The sequence below is a fragment of the Marinovum sp. genome (assembly GCF_034669705.1).
Classification (GTDB): domain Bacteria; phylum Pseudomonadota; class Alphaproteobacteria; order Rhodobacterales; family Rhodobacteraceae; genus Marinovum.
This window is the reverse complement of record NZ_JAXMOR010000001.1, coordinates 193,473-210,673: the sequence shown is the minus strand read 5'-3', so window position 1 is coordinate 210,673 and position 17,201 is coordinate 193,473. Positions and strand designations below refer to the sequence as shown.

The window sequence follows — 17,201 nt, the reverse complement described above, 5'->3', positions numbered from 1 at the left end:
ATTTCCCTGTCGGGTTTAACCTTGTTTTAACCTGCCGCGGCCAGGATCGCGGCAGGTCCGATGAAACAGGCCGGGGCCGGGTCTGCGGCAATTGCAATACGCCCCTCAAACCTGCAAAGTCGCCTCATGAATGACACGTTGCACCCCGACCGCATGCCCGACCCAAGCGCTGAGCGCAGCCCGACCTATGACGATGGCATCGACGGCGTGCTGGCCCAGATGGAGGCCCGCCGCGAACCGCTGAAATTCTCCAAGCGCGAGCGCCTGCCGGGGCTCGACGTGGATTTCGCGCCGCTCAAGGCGCACTTGGTGCCGCCGCCGGCAGACGACCCGCTGCGCGCCGCACCGGTGCGCTCGTCGAACCGGCGCAAACTGCTGGAGATCCGCGAGGAGCTTGCCGGGCGCTCCGAGCTTTGCGCGCTGCACGGGCTGTTGATCGCGCATCTGCGCAAATCCGGCCAGCCCGAACACACCGCGGCGCTGTTCCACCGGATCTGGGCCGAGGAGCATGACCACCTGCTGGACCAGCTCGATCCGCGCTGGCTGGTCTCGGCGCTGACCACCTTTGGCGATCACGGCCAGACCGAAGTGCAGCGCCGCGTCGGCCAGGCGATGACGGTGCTCTTCGGCACGATGAAGCTCTACGAGAGCGAGCGCCGCTATTCCGGCCTCTCGGCCGACCGGCCCTTCGCGCTTACCGGCAAGGATCGCGGGCCGCTGCCGCTCGAGATGGATGCCTTCCACCTGCCGGCCGGCGGGCTCGACGTGAACATGCTGGGCCGGCTCTGGATCGATGCCGGCGAGGATGACGTGCTGCGGCCCTTGGCGCGCCACCTGCTCGACCTGCTGATCCACGATCCGCGCACCGTGTTCCGCCGCCTGCGGATCATGCGCAAGCGCAAGGAGCGCCGTGACGCCGCCCAGACTGCCGACCAGGCCGCCGACACGGACAGCCCCGAGGCGAAGATCACCGCGCCGGTCCCCCATGTGCCGCCGCGCCGTGGCCCCCTGCCCACTTGGGGCGTGGTCTGCACCACCCATGCGCCGCTGGCCGAGATCCAGCGGTTCGCCGCGCATTACCTGCATCTCGGCGCCAGCCGCGTCACCCTTTATCTCGACAGCCCGGCGCCAGAGGTCGGCGCCTTTTTCGCCGGTCACGCCGCGATCGAGGTGATCACCTGCGACGCCGATTTCTGGCAGACCGCTGGCAAGCGCCGCCCCGAGGCGCATCAGCTGAGGCAGGCCCACAACGCCACCCAGGCCTATCGCGCCTCCGAGCTCGATTTCCTCGGCCATTTCGACACCGACGAGTTTCTGCTTCCAGAGGTCGAGGTGGCCCGCGGCCTGCGATTCATGCCGGAGAATTGCGCCCAGGCCCGGGTGCGCCCGGTAGAGCTTCTGGCCGCCCAGGACGGACCGCCACGGCATTTCAAGCGCAGCCACCGGCAGGCCGGCGTTCCACGCGCGGCGCTGAGCGAGATCTACCCCAATTACGGCGCCTATCTCACCGGCGGTTTCGTCAGCCACACCAGCGGCAAGGTCTTTGCCCGCACCCGTCTGGCCGATGTCCGGTTTGGCATCCACGGGCTGCGCCTTGACGGTATGGCGGTGGGCAACGAGGCCGACCTGCCGCGGATGAAACTGGCGCACTGCCATGCCGCCAGCTTCGACCATTTTCGCGACCGGGTGAGGTTCCGCCTGACCCGCGGCTCCTATCGCAAGCCGGAGGACGACGATGCGATGCGGCTGGGCGATGTGCTCGATTTCGTGCTCGACACCGAGGGCGACGCCGGACTGCGCCATTTCTTCGACGAGGTCTGCAGCGACAGCGCCGCCCTGCGCGAGCGGCTGGCGCGCCACGACATGCTGGTAACGCAGGAGCTCGACCTCGACGCCAGGGTCCGCGAGGTCTTTGGCCCCCGCGCCACCGCCGCCGGCGCCGCATGACCCGCTGGGGCATCGTCTCGACAATCAAGGCGCCCGAGCGCGACATCCTGAACTTCGCCGCCTACCACCTCGAGCGCGGTGCGCATCGGCTCTACATCTACCTCGACGCGCCGGAGCCTGCGGTGATCGCCCGGCTCAAGGCGCATCCGAAGATAAAGGTGGTGGCCTGCGACGACACCTGGTGGGCCAAGCGCAAAGGCCGGCCCGAGAAGCACCAGTCGCGCCAGTTCCTCAACGCCCGCCACGCCTATAACCGCAAGATCGAGGTCGACTGGCTGGCGCATATCGACGTCGACGAATTCCTCTGGCCGCAACGTCCGATTGCCGAGCAACTCTCGGATCTGCCGGAGAGCTGCCTTTGCGCCCGCGTCCGCCCGATCGAGGCGCTGGCCCCCGCCCCGGGCGAGAACCCGTCCGAGACAAGCTTCAAGGCCTTCCACCTCGCCCCCGCCGAACGCCAGGATGCTGCCGAACGGGTCTTTCCCACCTATGGCCGCCACCTCAGCGGCGGTTTCCTCAGCCATGTCGCCGGCAAGCTGTTCTATCGCACCGGCATCGACGGGCTGCGGGCCAAGATCCACAATATCGAGGTACAGGGCGCGCAGAACCCCGGCGAAGTGGCGTTGTCCGAGACCGAGCTCTGCCACATGCATGCGCAAAGCTGGCAGGATTGGCAGACCACCTATCGCTACCGCATGGCCAAGGGCTCCTACCGCGCCGAGCTCAAGCCGCAGGTCAACCGCGCCGCCGGCGGGCTGAGCCTGCACGACCTCTTCACCGAGATCGAATCCCACGACGGCGCGGCCGGGTTGCGCGCCTTCTACGACGAGATCTGCGTCGCCACGCCGGCGCTCTGCGACCGTCTTGCCATCGAAGGCCTGCTGCGACGCTACGACCTGGCGCTCGACGCGGCGCGCGAAAGCCAGTTTCCCGGCTCTTGAAACGCGGAAAACCGGCCCCATCTGTCACAATGCCGCGACAATCGGCCCAATTCGTGCCGATTGTTCACGCTGCATTGCAGCATGATTGACCGCGCGCCTTTTGCAGGTTAGAAGCCCCGCGCGGGGATCATGCTGCGAAAACGCAGGGCCATACGGGCCTCCCTGAAAATACGTGCGGGCCAGAGGTGTCCGTAAACAACGGACACACATGACGAAATTTTCTGATCTCGATCTGAACCCGAAAGTCCTCAAGGCCGTCGAAGAAGCCGGTTACGAGACCCCCACGCCGATTCAGGCGGGCGCCATCCCGGCCGCGCTGCAAGGCCGCGACGTGCTGGGCATCGCCCAGACCGGCACCGGCAAGACCGCCAGCTTCACCCTGCCGATGATCCACATGCTGGCGCGCGGCCGCGCCCGCGCCCGGATGCCGCGCAGCCTGGTGCTCTGCCCGACCCGCGAACTGGCCGCCCAGGTGGCCGAGAACTTCGACACCTATGCCAAGCACGTCAAGCTGACCAAGGCGCTGCTGATCGGCGGCGTCTCGTTCAAGGAGCAGGACCTGCTGATCGACAAGGGCGTCGACGTCCTGATCGCCACTCCCGGCCGGCTGCTCGACCATTTCGAACGCGGCAAGCTCCTGCTCACCGGCGTGCAGGTGATGGTGGTGGACGAGGCTGACCGGATGCTCGACATGGGCTTCATCCCCGACATCGAGCGCATCTTCTCGCTGACGCCGTTCACCCGCCAGACGCTGTTCTTCTCGGCCACCATGGCGCCCGAGATCGAACGCATCACCAACACCTTCCTGTCGAACCCCGAGCGCATCGAAGTGGCCCGCCAGGCCACCGCGTCCGAGACGATCGAACAGGGCGTGGTGATGTTCAAGGCGTCGCGCCGCGACCGCGAAGGCAGCGAGAAACGCAAGGTCCTGCGCGCGCTGATCGAGGCCGAGGGCGAGAAATGCACCAACGCCATCGTCTTCTGCAACCGCAAGACGGATGTGGATATCACCGCGAAATCGCTGAAGAAATACGGCATGGACGCGGCGCCGATCCATGGCGATCTCGACCAGTCGCAGCGCACCCGGACGCTCGATGCCTTCCGCAACAACGAGCTCAAGATCCTGGTCGCCTCCGATGTGGCCGCGCGCGGCCTCGACGTGCCTTCGGTGAGCCACGTGTTCAACTTCGACGTGCCCAGCCATGCCGAGGATTACGTGCACCGCATCGGCCGCACCGGCCGTGCCGGCCGCGATGGCAAGACGCTGATGATCTGCGTGCCGAAGGATGAAAAGAACTTCGACGCGATCGAGAAGCTGCTGCAGAAAGACATCCCCCGCGTCGAGAACCCTCTGAAATCCGAGGAAAATCCGGACCGCGCTCAGTCCGACGAAACCCCCGAGGCCGAGGCCGCGCCCAAGCCCGAACGGCGCAGCCGCAAGCCGCGCGCTGAGCGTGCAGAGCGCCCGGAACGCCAAGAGCGTGCAGAGCGCCCCGAGCCCGCAGAGCGCCCCGAGCCCAAGGAAACCGCCGCAGCAGCCCCCGAGCCGCAGGAACGTCCCCAGCGCTCGGAGCGTCCCGAACGCAGCGAGGCCCCGAAGCCGCAGGAGAAACCGGCGCGTGGCCGGGGAGGCCGTGGCCGCTCCGGTGGTGGTGACAGCAAGGTGGTGGGCATGGGCGATCACATGCCGCAGTTCATCGCGCTCAGCTTCGACGAGCGCCGCGCCAGCTGACGGAAAAAAGGCGGGGTCTCACCCCGCCTTTCGCATTTCAGCGCTGACAGACCTCAGACCAGCTTGGCGTCCAGCGTGATCTCGGCATTCAGCAGCTTCGAGATCGGGCAGCCGTCCTTGGCGGTATTGGCCGCCTTCATGAACTCTTCCTCGCTCGCGCCGGGCACCTTGGCCTCAAGCACGAGATGCGATGCCGTCACCGCGAATCCGCCGTCCTTTTGCTCCAGCGACACCGTCGCCTTGGTCGAGATGTCATCGGCGGTAAACCCCGCCTCGCCGAGAATCATCGACAGCGCCATCGAGTAGCAGCTGGCATGCGCCGCCGCGATCAGCTCTTCCGGGTTGGAGCCCGTCTCGCCCTCGAACCGCTTGTTGAAGCCGTAGTTGACCTTGTCCAGCACGCCCGACTCGGTCGAAACCGTGCCGCTGCCGTCCTTCAGGCCACCTGTCCAATTCGCGGAACCGGATTTCTTGATCATGGATGCTCTCCCTTGTCTGGTTGCACGGCCCTCTGGCCGCTCTTCCCAGACAATAGAGCGTCCCGCCGCGCTTGCACCCTAGAACCGCGAATAATTTCGCCCGAACCCGACCGACGCGCAGGTCCCCTGCTTCTTCTCGCCGGAAATCCTCACGTCGCTCCGGGGCAGAGCCCCCGGCGCCTTTGACACGCGCAGACGTGGCGAAATCAGCTCAGCCGGCTGACGATCACGGTCACTTCCGGCTTTTTGCCGATCTCGTTCATCGTGGAGTTGCGGGTGATCCGCCGCATGTCCTCGTCGAGCTTGTCGTCATCGCGCAACGTCTTGTCGGCGGCGCGACCGAGGTATTGCGACAGGTCCTCTTCCAGCACATCGACCAGCGGCGCGTTGCTGCGGCCGATCTCCGGCAGGCCCATGACCTCGCACCAGGGGTTGCCCAGCGGTTCATCCTCCTCGTCGAGGATCACCGTCACCACCACATGACCGTTCAGCGCCATGCGGATCCGGTCGCGGATGATGCCGTCCATCGCGCCAACCTGGATGCCGCCATCGAGATAGACCCGACCGGTCTCGACAAAGCCCGCCACTTCAGGCCGGTTGCCCGAGAGGTTGAGCATGGTGCCATTGATCGCCAGCGCCGCCGCCCGGCCCTTGCGCTGGGTCAGCTTGACGTGTTCGCGCAGGTGGCGGTGCTCGCCATGCATTGGAATCACCATCTGCGGCTGGACGATGTCCTGCATCCGCTCGAGATCGGGGCGGTTGGCATGGCCTGAAACGTGATAGAGCCCCGAGCTGTCGTCGACCACGTCGACGCCTTTCTCGGAGAGCTGGTTCATGATCCGGATCACGCCCTTCTCGTTTCCGGGGATGGTCTTGGAGGAGAACAGGAACAGGTCACCCTCCTTCAGCTCCAGCCCGTTGTACTTGCCGCGCGCCAGCTGGGCGCTCGCCGCCCGGCGCTCGCCCTGACTGCCGGTGACCAGCAGCATCAGGTTCTCGCGCGGGATCTGGCTCGCCTCTTCCGGCGGCACCACCTTGGGGAAATCGCTCAGCACGCCGGTCTCGATCGAAGCCTCGATCATCCGCCGCATCGCCCGCCCCAGCAGCACGATCGACCGCCCGGCCCGCTGGCCGGCCTCGGCCAGGGTCTTCACCCGGGCCACGTTCGAGGCGAATGTCGTGGCGCAGACCAGCCCGGCGGCGCCGGCCACCAAGGTCTCGATCTCGGGGCCGACGGTCACTTCCGAACGGCCGGCATGCTGCGAGAACACATTGGTCGAATCGCAGACCAGTGCCTTGACGCCGGGCTTGGCCACCTCGGCCCAGAGCGCCGGGTCAAAGGCCTCGCCCACAACCGGGGTCTCGTCGAGCTTGAAGTCACCGGTGTGCAGAACGCGGCCCTGCGGCGTGTCGATCACCAGGCCAGAGCTCTCCGGGATCGAGTGCGAGATCGGCAGAAAGCCCACCTTGAAGGGCCCCGCCTGTACCGTTTCGGGCCAGGCAGAGACGGTCTTGACCGTGCTTTCGGGCAGGCCCTTCTCGTCCATCTTGCGCCGAGCGATATTGGCGGTGAAGGCGCGGGCATAGACCGGCGCGCCGAGGCGTTCCCAGAACTGGTGGATGGCGCCGACATGGTCTTCGTGGGCATGGGTGACAAAGATCGCCTCGAGCCGGTCGCGGCGCTCGATCAGCCAGGTCATGTCGGGAAAGATCAGATCGACCCCGGGCGTGCCGTCCATGTCAGGGAAAGTCACCCCCAGGTCGACGAGGATCAGGCGCTCCTTGTCCTCGGGCCCGTAGCCATAGACATAGGCATTCATGCCGATTTCGCCAGCCCCGCCAAGCGGCAGGTAGATGATGCGTTCACTGCTCATGGGCAATCCCGTTTTCCTTGTTGTAGGCATGGATCACCGTCAGCCCATGCATCGTCAAATCGTCTTCGATGGTGTCAAATAGCATGTCCCCCTGTGCGAACAAGGGCGCAAGCCCGCCTGTGCCGATGATCCGCATCGGACGGGCATATTCTGCACGGATCCGCTCGGTTATGCCGGTCACCAGACCGACATAGCCCCAGAACACGCCGGACTGGATGCATTGCACCGTATTGGTGCCGATCACCTTCTCGGGCTGGCTGATGTCCACATGCGGCAGTGCCGCCGCCCCCATGTGCAGCGCCTCGAGGCTGAGGTTCACCCCCGGCGCGATCACCCCGCCGACATAGGCGCCATCCTCGGCCACCACGTCGAAGGTGGTGGCAGTGCCGAAATCCACCACGATCAGGTCGCCGCCATGGCGATCGAAGGCACCGGCGGAATTGACCAGCCGGTCCGGCCCCACCGCGGTGCCGGCATCGACCCGCGGCTGGATCGGCAGGGCGCACTCGGGCTTGCCCACCACCAGCGGCCGGCAACCGAAGAACCGGTCGGCAAAGACCCGAAGGTTGAACACCACCCGCGGCACGGTGGACGAGATGATCACATCGGTGATGTCGGTGTCGATGCGGTAATGCTTGATCAGCGTCGAGTACCAGGTGAAATAGGCATCCGCCGTGCGTGCGTGATGGGTCGAGGTGCGCAGGGTGCAGACAAAGCGCGCGCCGTCCCAGATCGCGAACACGGTGTTGGTATTGCCGCAATCAATGCAGAGCAGCATCGTGCACCTCCCCTTCAGAAAAATACATCCGCCGCCGGGATGGCGACACGGGATTTCGCCGTCTGCAGCACCAGGTTGCCGGTGGCGTCGACATCGGTGAAGGTGCCGGTGGTCTCGGTCTTGCCGGTGCGTGCGGTGATCACCTCGCCGAGCCGCGCCGCCCGCGCCAGCCAGGCCTCGCGGATCGGGGCAAAGCCGTAGGTGGCAAAAGCCGCCTCGTGCCGGGCAAAGGCCGCCGCCAGCGGCACAAGGAATTCTTCCGGCGTCACCGCCGCCCCGGTCTCTGACAGCAGCGACACCGGTCGCAGCGCCCGTGCCTCCACCGCGCCGGGATCGGGCGCCGCGGTGAGGTTGATGCCGATGCCGATCGCCAGCAGGCCGGGCTTCGGGCTCTCCAACAGGATGCCCGCCACCTTGCCGCCATTGAGCAACACGTCGTTGGGCCACTTCAACGCAAAGCTCTCGGCTCGCCCGGTCACCGCGACAAACGCGTCATAAAGCGCCAGCGAGGCCACGAAGGACCGCAACGCCGCCTGCTGCGGCGGGCCCTCGGGCCGCAGCACCAGCGTCGCCGAGAAATTGCCGGCGGTGTCAGCCCAGGGCCGCCCGCGCCGCCCGCGCCCGGCGGTCTGTCGCAAGGCGAGGATCCACTCCGGCCCCGCCAGCCCTTGGGCAATCCGCGCGGCCTCGGCATTGGTGCTGTCCACCTCCGCCAGAACCCTGCGGCCATAGCCCTCCGGCCAGCCATTCTGCGCCAGCGCCTGCTTCATCTTGCCGGGCGTCCGCCTGTTCGCAGGCGAAACGCTCCCTCGGAGCGTTTCCGGGAGGCCTGCTCAACCCCCGCCGGAGGCCTCCGACAGAAGCCACCGAGCTCACACGGTTCAGTTGACAAGCGTCGCCGCCGCAGCCTCTGCCACGGTCTCGAGCCCGAAAAAGTTGACCACGCCCAGAAGCATCACCGCCGCGGACGCCATCAGGAAGCCGTAGAGGATCGGCGAGCCGCCCTTGTCGAGCGCGTCGTCGTTTTCCTGACCGAAGTACATGTAGAAGACGATCCGCAGGTAGTAGAACGCGCCGATCACCGAGGCGATCACGCCCGCCACCGCCAGCCACACGAGGTCGCCCTCGACCGCGGCGCGCAGCACGTATAGCTTGCCGAAGAAGCCGAGGAACGGCGGCACGCCGGCCAGCGAGAACAGCAGGAACAGCATCGCCAGCGCCTTGCCCGGCTCGCGTTTCGAATAGAGGTGCAGGCTGTCGATCGAGACCACCGGCGCGCCGTCCTTGGACATCGACATGATGAAGGCAAAGGTGCCGACGTTCATGGTGACGTAGATCGCCATGTAGATCAGCATCGCCTGCACGCCGAACACCGTGCCGGACGCCAGCCCCATCAGCGCATAGCCCATGTGGGCAATCGAGGAATAGGCCATCAGCCGCTTGATGTTGGTCTGGCCGATCGCCGCGATCGCACCAAGGAACATCGACAAGAGCGACAGGAGGGCGAGGATTTGCTGCCAGTCGCCGGTGATGCCGCCAAAGGCGTCATGCAGGACCCGCGCAAAGAGCGCCATGGCCGCGATCTTGGGCGCAGTGGCAAAGAAGGCGGTGACCGGCGTCGGCGAGCCTTCGTAGACATCCGGCGTCCACATGTGGAATGGCACCGCCGAGACCTTAAAGGCCAGCCCCGAGATCAGGAACACCAGCCCAAACAGCAGCCCGAGCGAGACCTCGCCGGAGGCCGCGAGGATCACACCCTCGAACTGCGTGGTGCCGGCAAAGCCGTAGACCAGCGAGGCGCCATAGAGCAGCAGCCCCGAGGACAGCGCGCCGAGCACGAAGTATTTGAGCCCCGCCTCGGTCGACTTGATGCTGTCGCGGCGCAGGGCGGCAACGACATAGAGCGCCAGAGATTGCAGTTCGAGCCCCATGTAAAGCGCCATCAGGTCGCCGGCCGAGACCATCATCATCATGCCGACGGTCGCCAGAGCGATCAGCAGCGGGTACTCGAACTTGAGGATCGAGCGCGCCGGCTTGTAGCCCTGGCTCATCGCCAGCACCGCCGCTGCCGAGAGCAGGATCATCACCTTGGCAAAGCGCGCAAAGCTGTCGTCGATGAACATGCCATGGAAGGCGGTGACCGTGGTGCCGCCGCTGGTGGCGATATAGAAGGCCAGCGCCACGAAGACCGCGGCGGTGATCCATGTCAGCAGCCCCGCCAGCTCGTCCTTGGCGGTATAGACCGCCGCCAGCAGTGCCAGCATCGCGTAAACCGCCAGCACGATCTCTGGAAGGATGACGCTCAGATCAGCCTGAATCATGGTGCGGCTCCTTAATGCCCGGCCACCTGGACCGCATCATCCGATGCGGCCAGGGCCGTCTGATAGTTGGATACGAGCGCCTCGACCGAGGGCCCGATGATATCTGTGACCAGCGCCGGATAGACGCCCAGCAGGATCGTCATCACCACCAGCGGCGCAAAGATCGCGCGTTCGCGGCGGGTCATGTCGGTGATGGTGCGCAGGCTTTCCTTGATCAGGTCGCCGAACACCACCCGGCGATAGAGCCAGAGCGCATAGCCGGCCGAGAGGATCACGCCAGAGGTGGCAACCGCGGCAACCCAGGTGTTGGCCTGGAACATGCCCATCAGCGTCAGGAATTCGCCGACAAAGCCGGAGGTGCCCGGCAGGCCGACATTGGCCATGGTGAACAGCATGAAGATCAGCGCATAGGCCGGCATCCGGTTCACCAGCCCGCCATAGGCGTCGATGTCGCGGGTGTGCATCCGGTCATAGATCACGCCGACGCAGAGGAAGAGCGCCCCCGAGATGAACCCGTGCGAGATCATCTGAAAGATGGCGCCGTCGATGCCCTGCTGGTTGGCCGAGAAGATGCCGGCGGTGACATAACCCATGTGCGCGACGGACGAATAGGCGATCAGCTTCTTCATGTCCTCCTGCACCAGCGCCACCAGCGAGGTGTAGACGATGGCGATGGCCGACATCCACAGCACCAGCGGCGCCAGAACATCCGCCCCCACCGGGAACATCGGCAGGCTGAAGCGCAGGAAGCCGTAGCCGCCCATCTTCAAGAGGATCGCCGCCAGCACCACCGAGCCGGCCGTCGGCGCCTGAACGTGCGCATCCGGCAGCCAGGTGTGCACCGGCCACATCGGCATCTTGACCGCAAAGCTGGCAAAGAACGCCAGGAACATCAGCGTCTGCGCCCCACCCACAACATGGATGCCCAGCAGAGAGAAGCTCTCGGAGCCGAATTCGTGGTTCATCAGCGTCGGGATATCGGTGGTGCCGGCCTGGACGAACATGACGACCATGGCCACCAGCATCAGCACCGAGCCGATGAAGGTGTAGAGGAAGAACTTGAACGAGGCGTAGATCCGGTTCTTGCCGCCCCAGATGCCGATGATCAGGAACATCGGGATCAGCCCGGCCTCGAAGAACAGGTAGAACAGCACGATGTCGAGCGCCATGAAGACGCCGAGCATCAGCGTCTCCAGCACCAGAAAGGCGATCATGTATTCCTTGACCCTGACACTGATGTTCCAGCTGGCCGCGATGCAGAGCGGCATGATGAAGGTGGTCAGCAGGACAAACAGCACCGAGATGCCGTCGACGCCCATCTTGTACTTCAACCCGAGCAGCCAGTCGGCCTCTTCGACGAACTGGAAACCGGTGTCGTTCGGGTCGAACTGCGCAAGAATGAAGAGCGAGATCAGGAAGGTCGCCCCGGTGGCGATCAGCGCCAGCCACTTGGCATTGCGGTTCGCCGCCGCGTCGTCGCCGCGCAAGAAAACGCCGAGGATCAGCGCGCCAAGAGCCGGGATGAAGGTGACAATGGAAAGCAGGTTGTCCATCAGTGCGCTCCTGTGCCGATGGTCATCCAGGTGATCAGAAGCGCGAGGCCGATCACCATGGCAAAGGCGTAGCTGAAGATGTAGCCGGACTGGAACCGCCCGGCGAGACGGGTGAAGAACGGGATCACGCCCATCGAGACGCCGTTGATCGTGCCGTCGATCGTGTTCTCGTCGCCGCGCTTCCACAGGAAGCGGCCGATTGCCTTGGCGGGCTGGACGAAGAGGAAGTCATAGGCCTCGTCGAAGTACCACTTGTTGAGCAGGAAGAGGTAAAGCGGCCGCTGCTGCTCGGCCAGCCGGGCCGGCAGCGCCGGGTTGAGGATGTAGAACCAGAAAGCCACCCCAAAGCCGATCAGCATGGCGACGAAGGGCGAAACCTTGACCCAGACCGGCGCATGGTGCGCCTCATCCATCACGTGGTTGTCGGGCGACATGTAGATCGCGCCCTTGGGTGCCTGCCCCGCCGCGACCGCATGGTCGTCGTCGGTGGGCATGGCGTCATCGGCCCCGGCGCTCTCGACACCGTGGTCGGTATCGGTGACCGCATCCTCGGTCAGCGCATCGGCCACGCCTTCGCCATCGCCCTCGGCCGCCTCGCGGGTTGCGGCCCCGATGCCTTCGCCGTGGTCGCCGCCCGCCTCGGGGGCATGGGCCGCGTCCTCATGGCCGGCCTCGACATGGTGATCTGGAATGCCGAAGAAGCGGTTGACCTGTGAGTGATCGCCAAAGAACGAGCCATACCAGATCATCCCCGCCAGCACCGAGCCCAACGCCAGCACGCCGAGCGGCACCAGCATGACGGTCGGGCTTTCATGGGCGTGCTCGTGGGTGTGCTTGTCGCCACGCTGTTTGCCGTAGAAGGTCAGGAACATCAGCCGCCAGCTGTAGAAGCTGGTGAACAGCGCCGCGACGACCAGCGCCCAGAAGGCAAAGCCGCCCTGGGTGCCGGCCCAAGCGCTCTCGATCACCGCGTCCTTGGAAAGGAAGCCGGCGAAGCCGATATGGGTCAGCGGAATGCCGACGCCGGTGATCGCCAGCGTGCCGATCATCATCGCGCCAAAGGTATAGGGGATCTTCTTGCGCAGGTTGCCATAGTTCCGCATGTCCTGCTCGTGGTGCATCGCGTGGATCACCGAGCCGGCGCCGAGAAACAGCATCGCCTTGAAGAAGGCATGGGTGAACAGGTGGAACATCGCCACCGAGTAGACCCCGACGCCGGCGGCAACGAACATGTAGCCGAGCTGGCTCATGGTCGAATAGGCGATGACGCGCTTGATGTCGTTCTGCACCAATCCAATCGTTGCGGCGACAAAGGCGGTCGCGGCGCCGAGGAAGGTGATGAAACCGGTGGCCTCCGGCGCATATTCCATCAGCGGCGACATGCGGCAGACGAGAAAGACGCCGGCGGTGACCATGGTCGCGGCGTGGATCAGCGCCGAGACCGGCGTCGGGCCTTCCATCGCATCCGGCAGCCAGGTGTGCAGGAAGAGCTGCGCCGATTTGCCCATCGCGCCGATGAACAGCAGAAAGGCGATCAGGTTGGCGGCGTTCCACTCGGTCCAGAGGAAGGTGAGCTGGGTCTCGGCCATTTCTGGCGCGGCAGCAAAGATATCATCAAAGCGGATCGAGTCGGTCAGGAAGAACAGCGCGAAGATGCCGAGCGCAAAGCCGAAATCGCCGACCCGGTTGACCACGAAGGCCTTGATCGCGGCGGCATTGGCCGAAGGTTTGCGGTAATAGAACCCGATCAGCAGGTAGGAGGCGACCCCGACGCCCTCCCAGCCAAAGAACATCTGGACGAGGTTGTCGGAGGTCACCAGCATCAGCATGGCGAAGGTGAAGAACGACAGGTAGGCAAAGAAGCGCGGCTTGTAGGTCTCGCCCTCCTTCCACTGCGGATCATGCGCCATGTAGCCGAAGCTGTAGAGGTGAACGAGCGCCGAGACCGTGGTGACCACGATCAGCATGATCGAGGTCAGCCGGTCGAGCCGGATCGACCAGTCGGTCGAGAGCGAGCCGCTCTCGATCCAGCGCATGATCTGGATGTGCTGGGTCTCGGCCCCGTGGGTCAAGAAGACGATCCAGGAGAAGGCGCAGGCGGTGAACAGCAGCCCGGTGCTGATCCACATGGCGCCGCGTTCGCCGATCAGCTTCCAGCCGAAGCCTGCGATCAGCGCACCCACCAGCGGGGCAAAGAGGATGATGCTTTCCATGGCCCTAGCCCTTCATCACGTTGACGTCTTCCACGGCGATGGTGCCGCGGTTGCGGAAGAAGCAGACGAGGATGGCCAGCCCGATGGCCGCCTCCGCCGCCGCCACGGTAAGGACGAAGAGGGTGAACACCTGCCCCACCAGATCGCCGAGATAGGCAGAGAAGGCGACGAAGTTGATATTGACCGCCAAGAGCATCAGCTCGATCGACATCAACAGGATGATCACGTTCTTGCGGTTCAGGAAGAGCCCGAAGATGCCGATGACAAACAGCACCGCGGCCACCGTCAGATAATGTTCAAGTCCGATCATGTCGTCCCTCTGGGCTTTGGCCCTGTTTTCGTCTTGTCCGTCCCGGGGCTGGCCCGGGTTTTCGTCTCGTCACGCCCCGGGCTGCCCCGGTCACCGTCCCGGGCTGTTTCCCCCGGCCGCCGTCCCGGACCTGATCCGGGACCTCTTCCTTCGCCTTCGCCCCGGCGGCCCCGGATCGGGGTCCGGGGCACGGTGTCGCCTGTCGAAGCCCCGCAAAGGGAAGCCTCGGATCAGGTCCGGGGCCGGGCCACGGCCTTACAAGCCCTGGCCCGGCTTCACGTCCTTCAACTCCATCGCCTTGGCCGGATCGCGATACATCTGCGCCAGCACGTTCTGCCGCTTGACGTCCTGGCGGTGGCGCAGGGTCAGCACGATCGCGCCGATCATCGCCACCAGAAGGATCAGACCCGCGAGCTGGAACAGCAGGAAGTAATGGTCATAGAGGATCACCCCCAGCGCATGGGTGTTGTGCATCTCCACCGGCGTCACATGGGCGCGCAGACCCGCCGCCGCCTCGGAGGACTCCCAGGCGCCGACCGCCATGCCGAACTGCATCACCAGGATCACCCCGATCAACAGCGCCAGCGGCATGTATTGCGCCATCTCGGCCTTGAGTTCGGCGAAATCCACGTCGAGCATCATCACCACGAAGAGGAACAGCACCGCCACCGCGCCGACGTAGACGATGATCAGCAGCATCGCCACGAACTCGGCCCCGAGCAGCACGAAGAGCCCCGCCGAGGACAGGAAGGCCAGGATCAGCCAGAGCACCGAATGCACCGGGTTGCGGGCGATCACGGTGAACAGCCCGCCTGCCAGCGTGCTGAGAGCGAAGAGGTAAAACGCGAAGACGGTCATGTATCGTCATCCTCTTTGTCGTCCATCACGTCGCGCGCGAGGTCCATCGCGCGGGTCATGGCGGGAAGGCCGGCGAACATCGACATCTGGGCGATGGTCTCGGCGATTTCATCCTTGGTGGCCCCGGCCTCCATGGCGTGGCGCACGGTCATTCGGAACGGCGTTTCCGCCTGCGCGCCCTGCATGGTCAGCCCGGCGAGGGTCAGCAGCAGCCGGGTCTTGGCGTCCAGCCCCTCCTTCGAGATGCCGCGGCCGAAGGCCATCTCCATCATTTCCTTGGGCATGGTCGGCCAGAGCGCCTCGTAGCCCTTGGGCGAAAAGGTCTCGAGCGCCGGGTTGAAGGCCTTGGCCATCTCCTGGGCCTGCTCCATCATCAGCTCGAAGGGGGTTTTTCCTGTGCTCATCGGTAGGGCGCGTCCACGGCGAGATTGGCGGCGATCTCGGCTTCCCAGCGGTCGCCGTTCGCCAGGAGCTTGGCCTTGTCGTAGAACAGCTCCTCGCGGGTCTCGGTGGCGAACTCGAAGTTCGGCCCCTCGACGATCGCATCGACCGGGCAGGCCTCCTGACAGAAGCCGCAGTAGATGCATTTGGTCATGTCGATGTCATAGCGCGTGGTGCGGCGCGAGCCGTCCTCGCGCGGTTCGGCATCGATGGTGATCGCCTGCGCCGGGCAGATCGCCTCGCAGAGCTTGCAGGCAATGCAGCGTTCCTCGCCGTTGGGATAGCGGCGCAGCACATGCTCGCCCCGGAACCGGGGGCTCAGCGGGCCTTTCTCATGCGGATAGTTCAGCGTCGCCTTGGGGGCGAAGAAATACTTCAGCCCGAGCTTGAAACCCTGAAAGAAATCGTTGAGCAGGAAGTACTTGGCCGCACGGCCATAGTCGATATCAGCCATCAGTCGTCCCCTTCGCCAGCATCATTTGCCGGCGGTGCGCCGGCCCCGGGCCGGCTGTTGCTCTCTGCGCCGGCGTCGGGCGCCGCGCCGTGCCGGGCCGCCCAGCGAAAGATCGCGGCGGCGACCTCGTTCTGCTGCGGCAGCGGGTTGCCGTCGTCGTCATAGTCGGGCAGCCCGCAGTCCTGCACCACGAAATCGGCCAGCGACACCATGTCGATGTATTTCGCGTCGAGAATTGCGTCTTTCAGATCAGACATCTCAGCCTCCCACGGTCCAGCGGGCATAAGCGCCCCAGAACCAGTCGAATTTCGCGGCAAAGGCCACGAAGACCACCCACACGAGGCTGAACGGCAGGAACACCTTCCAGCCCAGCCGCATCAGCTGGTCATAGCGGTAGCGCGGGGTGATCGCCTTCACCATCGCGAAGATGAAGAAGAAGAAGGCCATCTTCAGCACCATCCAGAACACCCCGTCGGGCAGGCCGGGAATGGGCGAGAGCCAGCCGCCGAAGAACAGCAGCGTGGTCAGCGCGCACATCAGGAAGATGGCGATATATTCACCGGCCATGAAGAGCAGGAACGGCGTCGCGGAATATTCCACCTGGTAGCCCGCCACCAGCTCGGACTCGGCCTCGGGCAGGTCGAAGGGCGGGCGGTTGGTCTCGGCCAGCGCCGAGATGAAGAACAGGAAGACCATCGGGAAATGCGGCAGCCAGTACCACGAGAAGAAGCCGAAGCGGCCGTCCTGTGCCTCGACGATATGGCCGAAGTTCATCGAGCCCGACGACAGGATCACCCCGATGATGATCAACCCGATCGAGACCTCGTAGGAGATCATCTGCGCCGCCGAGCGCAGCGAACCCAGGAACGGGTACTTCGAGTTCGACGCCCAGCCGCCCATGATCACGCCATAAACCTCGAGCGAGGACACCGCGAAGACATAGAGGATCGCTACGTTGATCTCCGACAGCACCCAGCCGTCCGAGAACGGGATCACCGCCCAGGCGATCACCGCGAGCACGAAAGACATCAGCGGCGCGAGGAAGAACACCGTCTTGTCGGCGCCGGCGGGCACCACCACTTCCTTGACCACGTATTTCAGCGCGTCGGCCACCGATTGCAGCAGCCCGAAGACGCCGACCACGTTGGGGCCGCGACGCATCTGCACGGCGGCCCAGATCTTGCGGTCGCCATAGACCAGGAACAGCAGCGAGATCATCACGAAGCCCAGCACCGCAAGGCACTGCGCAAGGATGGTGAGGCCAATTCCGAGCGGGGTCGTAATAAAGAATTCAGACATG

At 65.0% G+C, this 17,201-nt stretch carries 16 protein-coding genes; 3 read left to right on the top strand and 13 right to left on the bottom strand.

The annotated features are described in order from the left end of the window. Nucleotides 1–126: 126 nt before the first annotated feature. The 3 genes from VOI27_RS01100 (at nucleotide 127) to VOI27_RS01090 (ending at nucleotide 4,620) form a co-directional block, all read left to right on the top strand. Complete coding sequence (locus VOI27_RS01100; protein ID WP_323763429.1) at nucleotides 127–1,947, top strand: glycosyltransferase family 2 protein; 1,821 nt, start codon at nucleotides 127–129, stop codon at nucleotides 1,945–1,947. Next, the gene (locus VOI27_RS01095; RefSeq protein ID WP_323763428.1) at nucleotides 1,944–2,888 is read left to right on the top strand and encodes a glycosyltransferase family 2 protein; all 945 of its coding nucleotides are present in this window, start codon (nucleotides 1,944–1,946) and stop codon (nucleotides 2,886–2,888) included. The genes VOI27_RS01100 and VOI27_RS01095 overlap by 4 nt, the downstream gene beginning before the upstream one ends. A gap of 208 nt (nucleotides 2,889–3,096) precedes the next feature. Next, a complete protein-coding gene (locus VOI27_RS01090; protein WP_323763427.1) occupies nucleotides 3,097–4,620 on the top strand; it encodes a DEAD/DEAH box helicase in 1,524 nt (507 codons plus the stop codon). A gap of 53 nt (nucleotides 4,621–4,673) precedes the next feature. On the opposite strand, the gene VOI27_RS01085 is transcribed toward VOI27_RS01090, so the two are convergent. The 13 genes from VOI27_RS01085 to nuoH all read right to left on the bottom strand — a co-directional run bounded on the left by VOI27_RS01085 (nucleotide 4,674) and on the right by nuoH (nucleotide 17,200). Then, nucleotides 4,674–5,099, bottom strand: a complete 426-nt coding sequence (locus VOI27_RS01085) for an OsmC family protein (RefSeq protein ID WP_323763426.1) — start codon at nucleotides 5,097–5,099, stop codon at nucleotides 4,674–4,676. A 206-nt stretch (nucleotides 5,100–5,305) separates the two neighbouring features. Further along, the gene (locus VOI27_RS01080; protein ID WP_323763425.1) at nucleotides 5,306–6,973 is read right to left on the bottom strand and encodes a ribonuclease J; all 1,668 of its coding nucleotides are present in this window, start codon (nucleotides 6,971–6,973) and stop codon (nucleotides 5,306–5,308) included. After that, a complete protein-coding gene (locus tag VOI27_RS01075; RefSeq protein ID WP_323763424.1) occupies nucleotides 6,963–7,751 on the bottom strand; it encodes a type III pantothenate kinase in 789 nt (262 codons plus the stop codon). Before VOI27_RS01075 ends, VOI27_RS01080 begins: the two co-directional genes overlap by 11 nt. 14 nt (nucleotides 7,752–7,765) lie before the next feature. Continuing rightward, a complete protein-coding gene (locus tag VOI27_RS01070; RefSeq protein ID WP_323763423.1) occupies nucleotides 7,766–8,521 on the bottom strand; it encodes a biotin--[acetyl-CoA-carboxylase] ligase in 756 nt (251 codons plus the stop codon). Nucleotides 8,522–8,632: 111 nt separating this feature from the next. Further along, a complete protein-coding gene (nuoN, locus tag VOI27_RS01065; protein WP_323763422.1) occupies nucleotides 8,633–10,072 on the bottom strand; it encodes an NADH-quinone oxidoreductase subunit NuoN in 1,440 nt (479 codons plus the stop codon). An 11-nt stretch (nucleotides 10,073–10,083) separates the two neighbouring features. After that, nucleotides 10,084–11,625 (bottom strand): NADH-quinone oxidoreductase subunit M, encoded by a 1,542-nt coding sequence (locus VOI27_RS01060; RefSeq protein ID WP_323763421.1) that lies wholly within the window; start codon nucleotides 11,623–11,625, stop codon nucleotides 10,084–10,086. Then, nucleotides 11,625–13,838, bottom strand: coding sequence for an NADH-quinone oxidoreductase subunit L (nuoL, locus tag VOI27_RS01055; RefSeq protein ID WP_323763420.1), 2,214 nt, complete (start codon nucleotides 13,836–13,838; stop codon nucleotides 11,625–11,627). The genes VOI27_RS01060 and nuoL overlap by 1 nt, the downstream gene beginning before the upstream one ends. Nucleotides 13,839–13,842: 4 nt before the next feature. Next, nucleotides 13,843–14,148 (bottom strand): NADH-quinone oxidoreductase subunit NuoK, encoded by a 306-nt coding sequence (nuoK, locus tag VOI27_RS01050; RefSeq protein ID WP_323763419.1) that lies wholly within the window; start codon nucleotides 14,146–14,148, stop codon nucleotides 13,843–13,845. Between the two features lie 255 nt (nucleotides 14,149–14,403). After that, a complete protein-coding gene (locus tag VOI27_RS01045; RefSeq protein WP_323763418.1) occupies nucleotides 14,404–15,006 on the bottom strand; it encodes an NADH-quinone oxidoreductase subunit J in 603 nt (200 codons plus the stop codon). After that, on the bottom strand, nucleotides 15,003–15,410 hold the full coding sequence (locus tag VOI27_RS01040; RefSeq protein WP_323763417.1) for a carboxymuconolactone decarboxylase family protein: 408 nt from the start codon (nucleotides 15,408–15,410) through the stop codon (nucleotides 15,003–15,005). Before VOI27_RS01040 ends, VOI27_RS01045 begins: the two co-directional genes overlap by 4 nt. After that, a complete protein-coding gene (gene nuoI, locus VOI27_RS01035) occupies nucleotides 15,407–15,901 on the bottom strand; it encodes an NADH-quinone oxidoreductase subunit NuoI (protein WP_323763416.1) in 495 nt (164 codons plus the stop codon). Before nuoI ends, VOI27_RS01040 begins: the two co-directional genes overlap by 4 nt. Beyond that, nucleotides 15,901–16,158, bottom strand: coding sequence for a hypothetical protein (locus VOI27_RS01030; protein WP_323763415.1), 258 nt, complete (start codon nucleotides 16,156–16,158; stop codon nucleotides 15,901–15,903). Before VOI27_RS01030 ends, nuoI begins: the two co-directional genes overlap by 1 nt. A gap of 1 nt (nucleotide 16,159) precedes the next feature. Further along, nucleotides 16,160–17,200 (bottom strand): NADH-quinone oxidoreductase subunit NuoH, encoded by a 1,041-nt coding sequence (gene nuoH, locus VOI27_RS01025; protein WP_323763414.1) that lies wholly within the window; start codon nucleotides 17,198–17,200, stop codon nucleotides 16,160–16,162. Nucleotide 17,201: the final 1 nt, after the last annotated feature.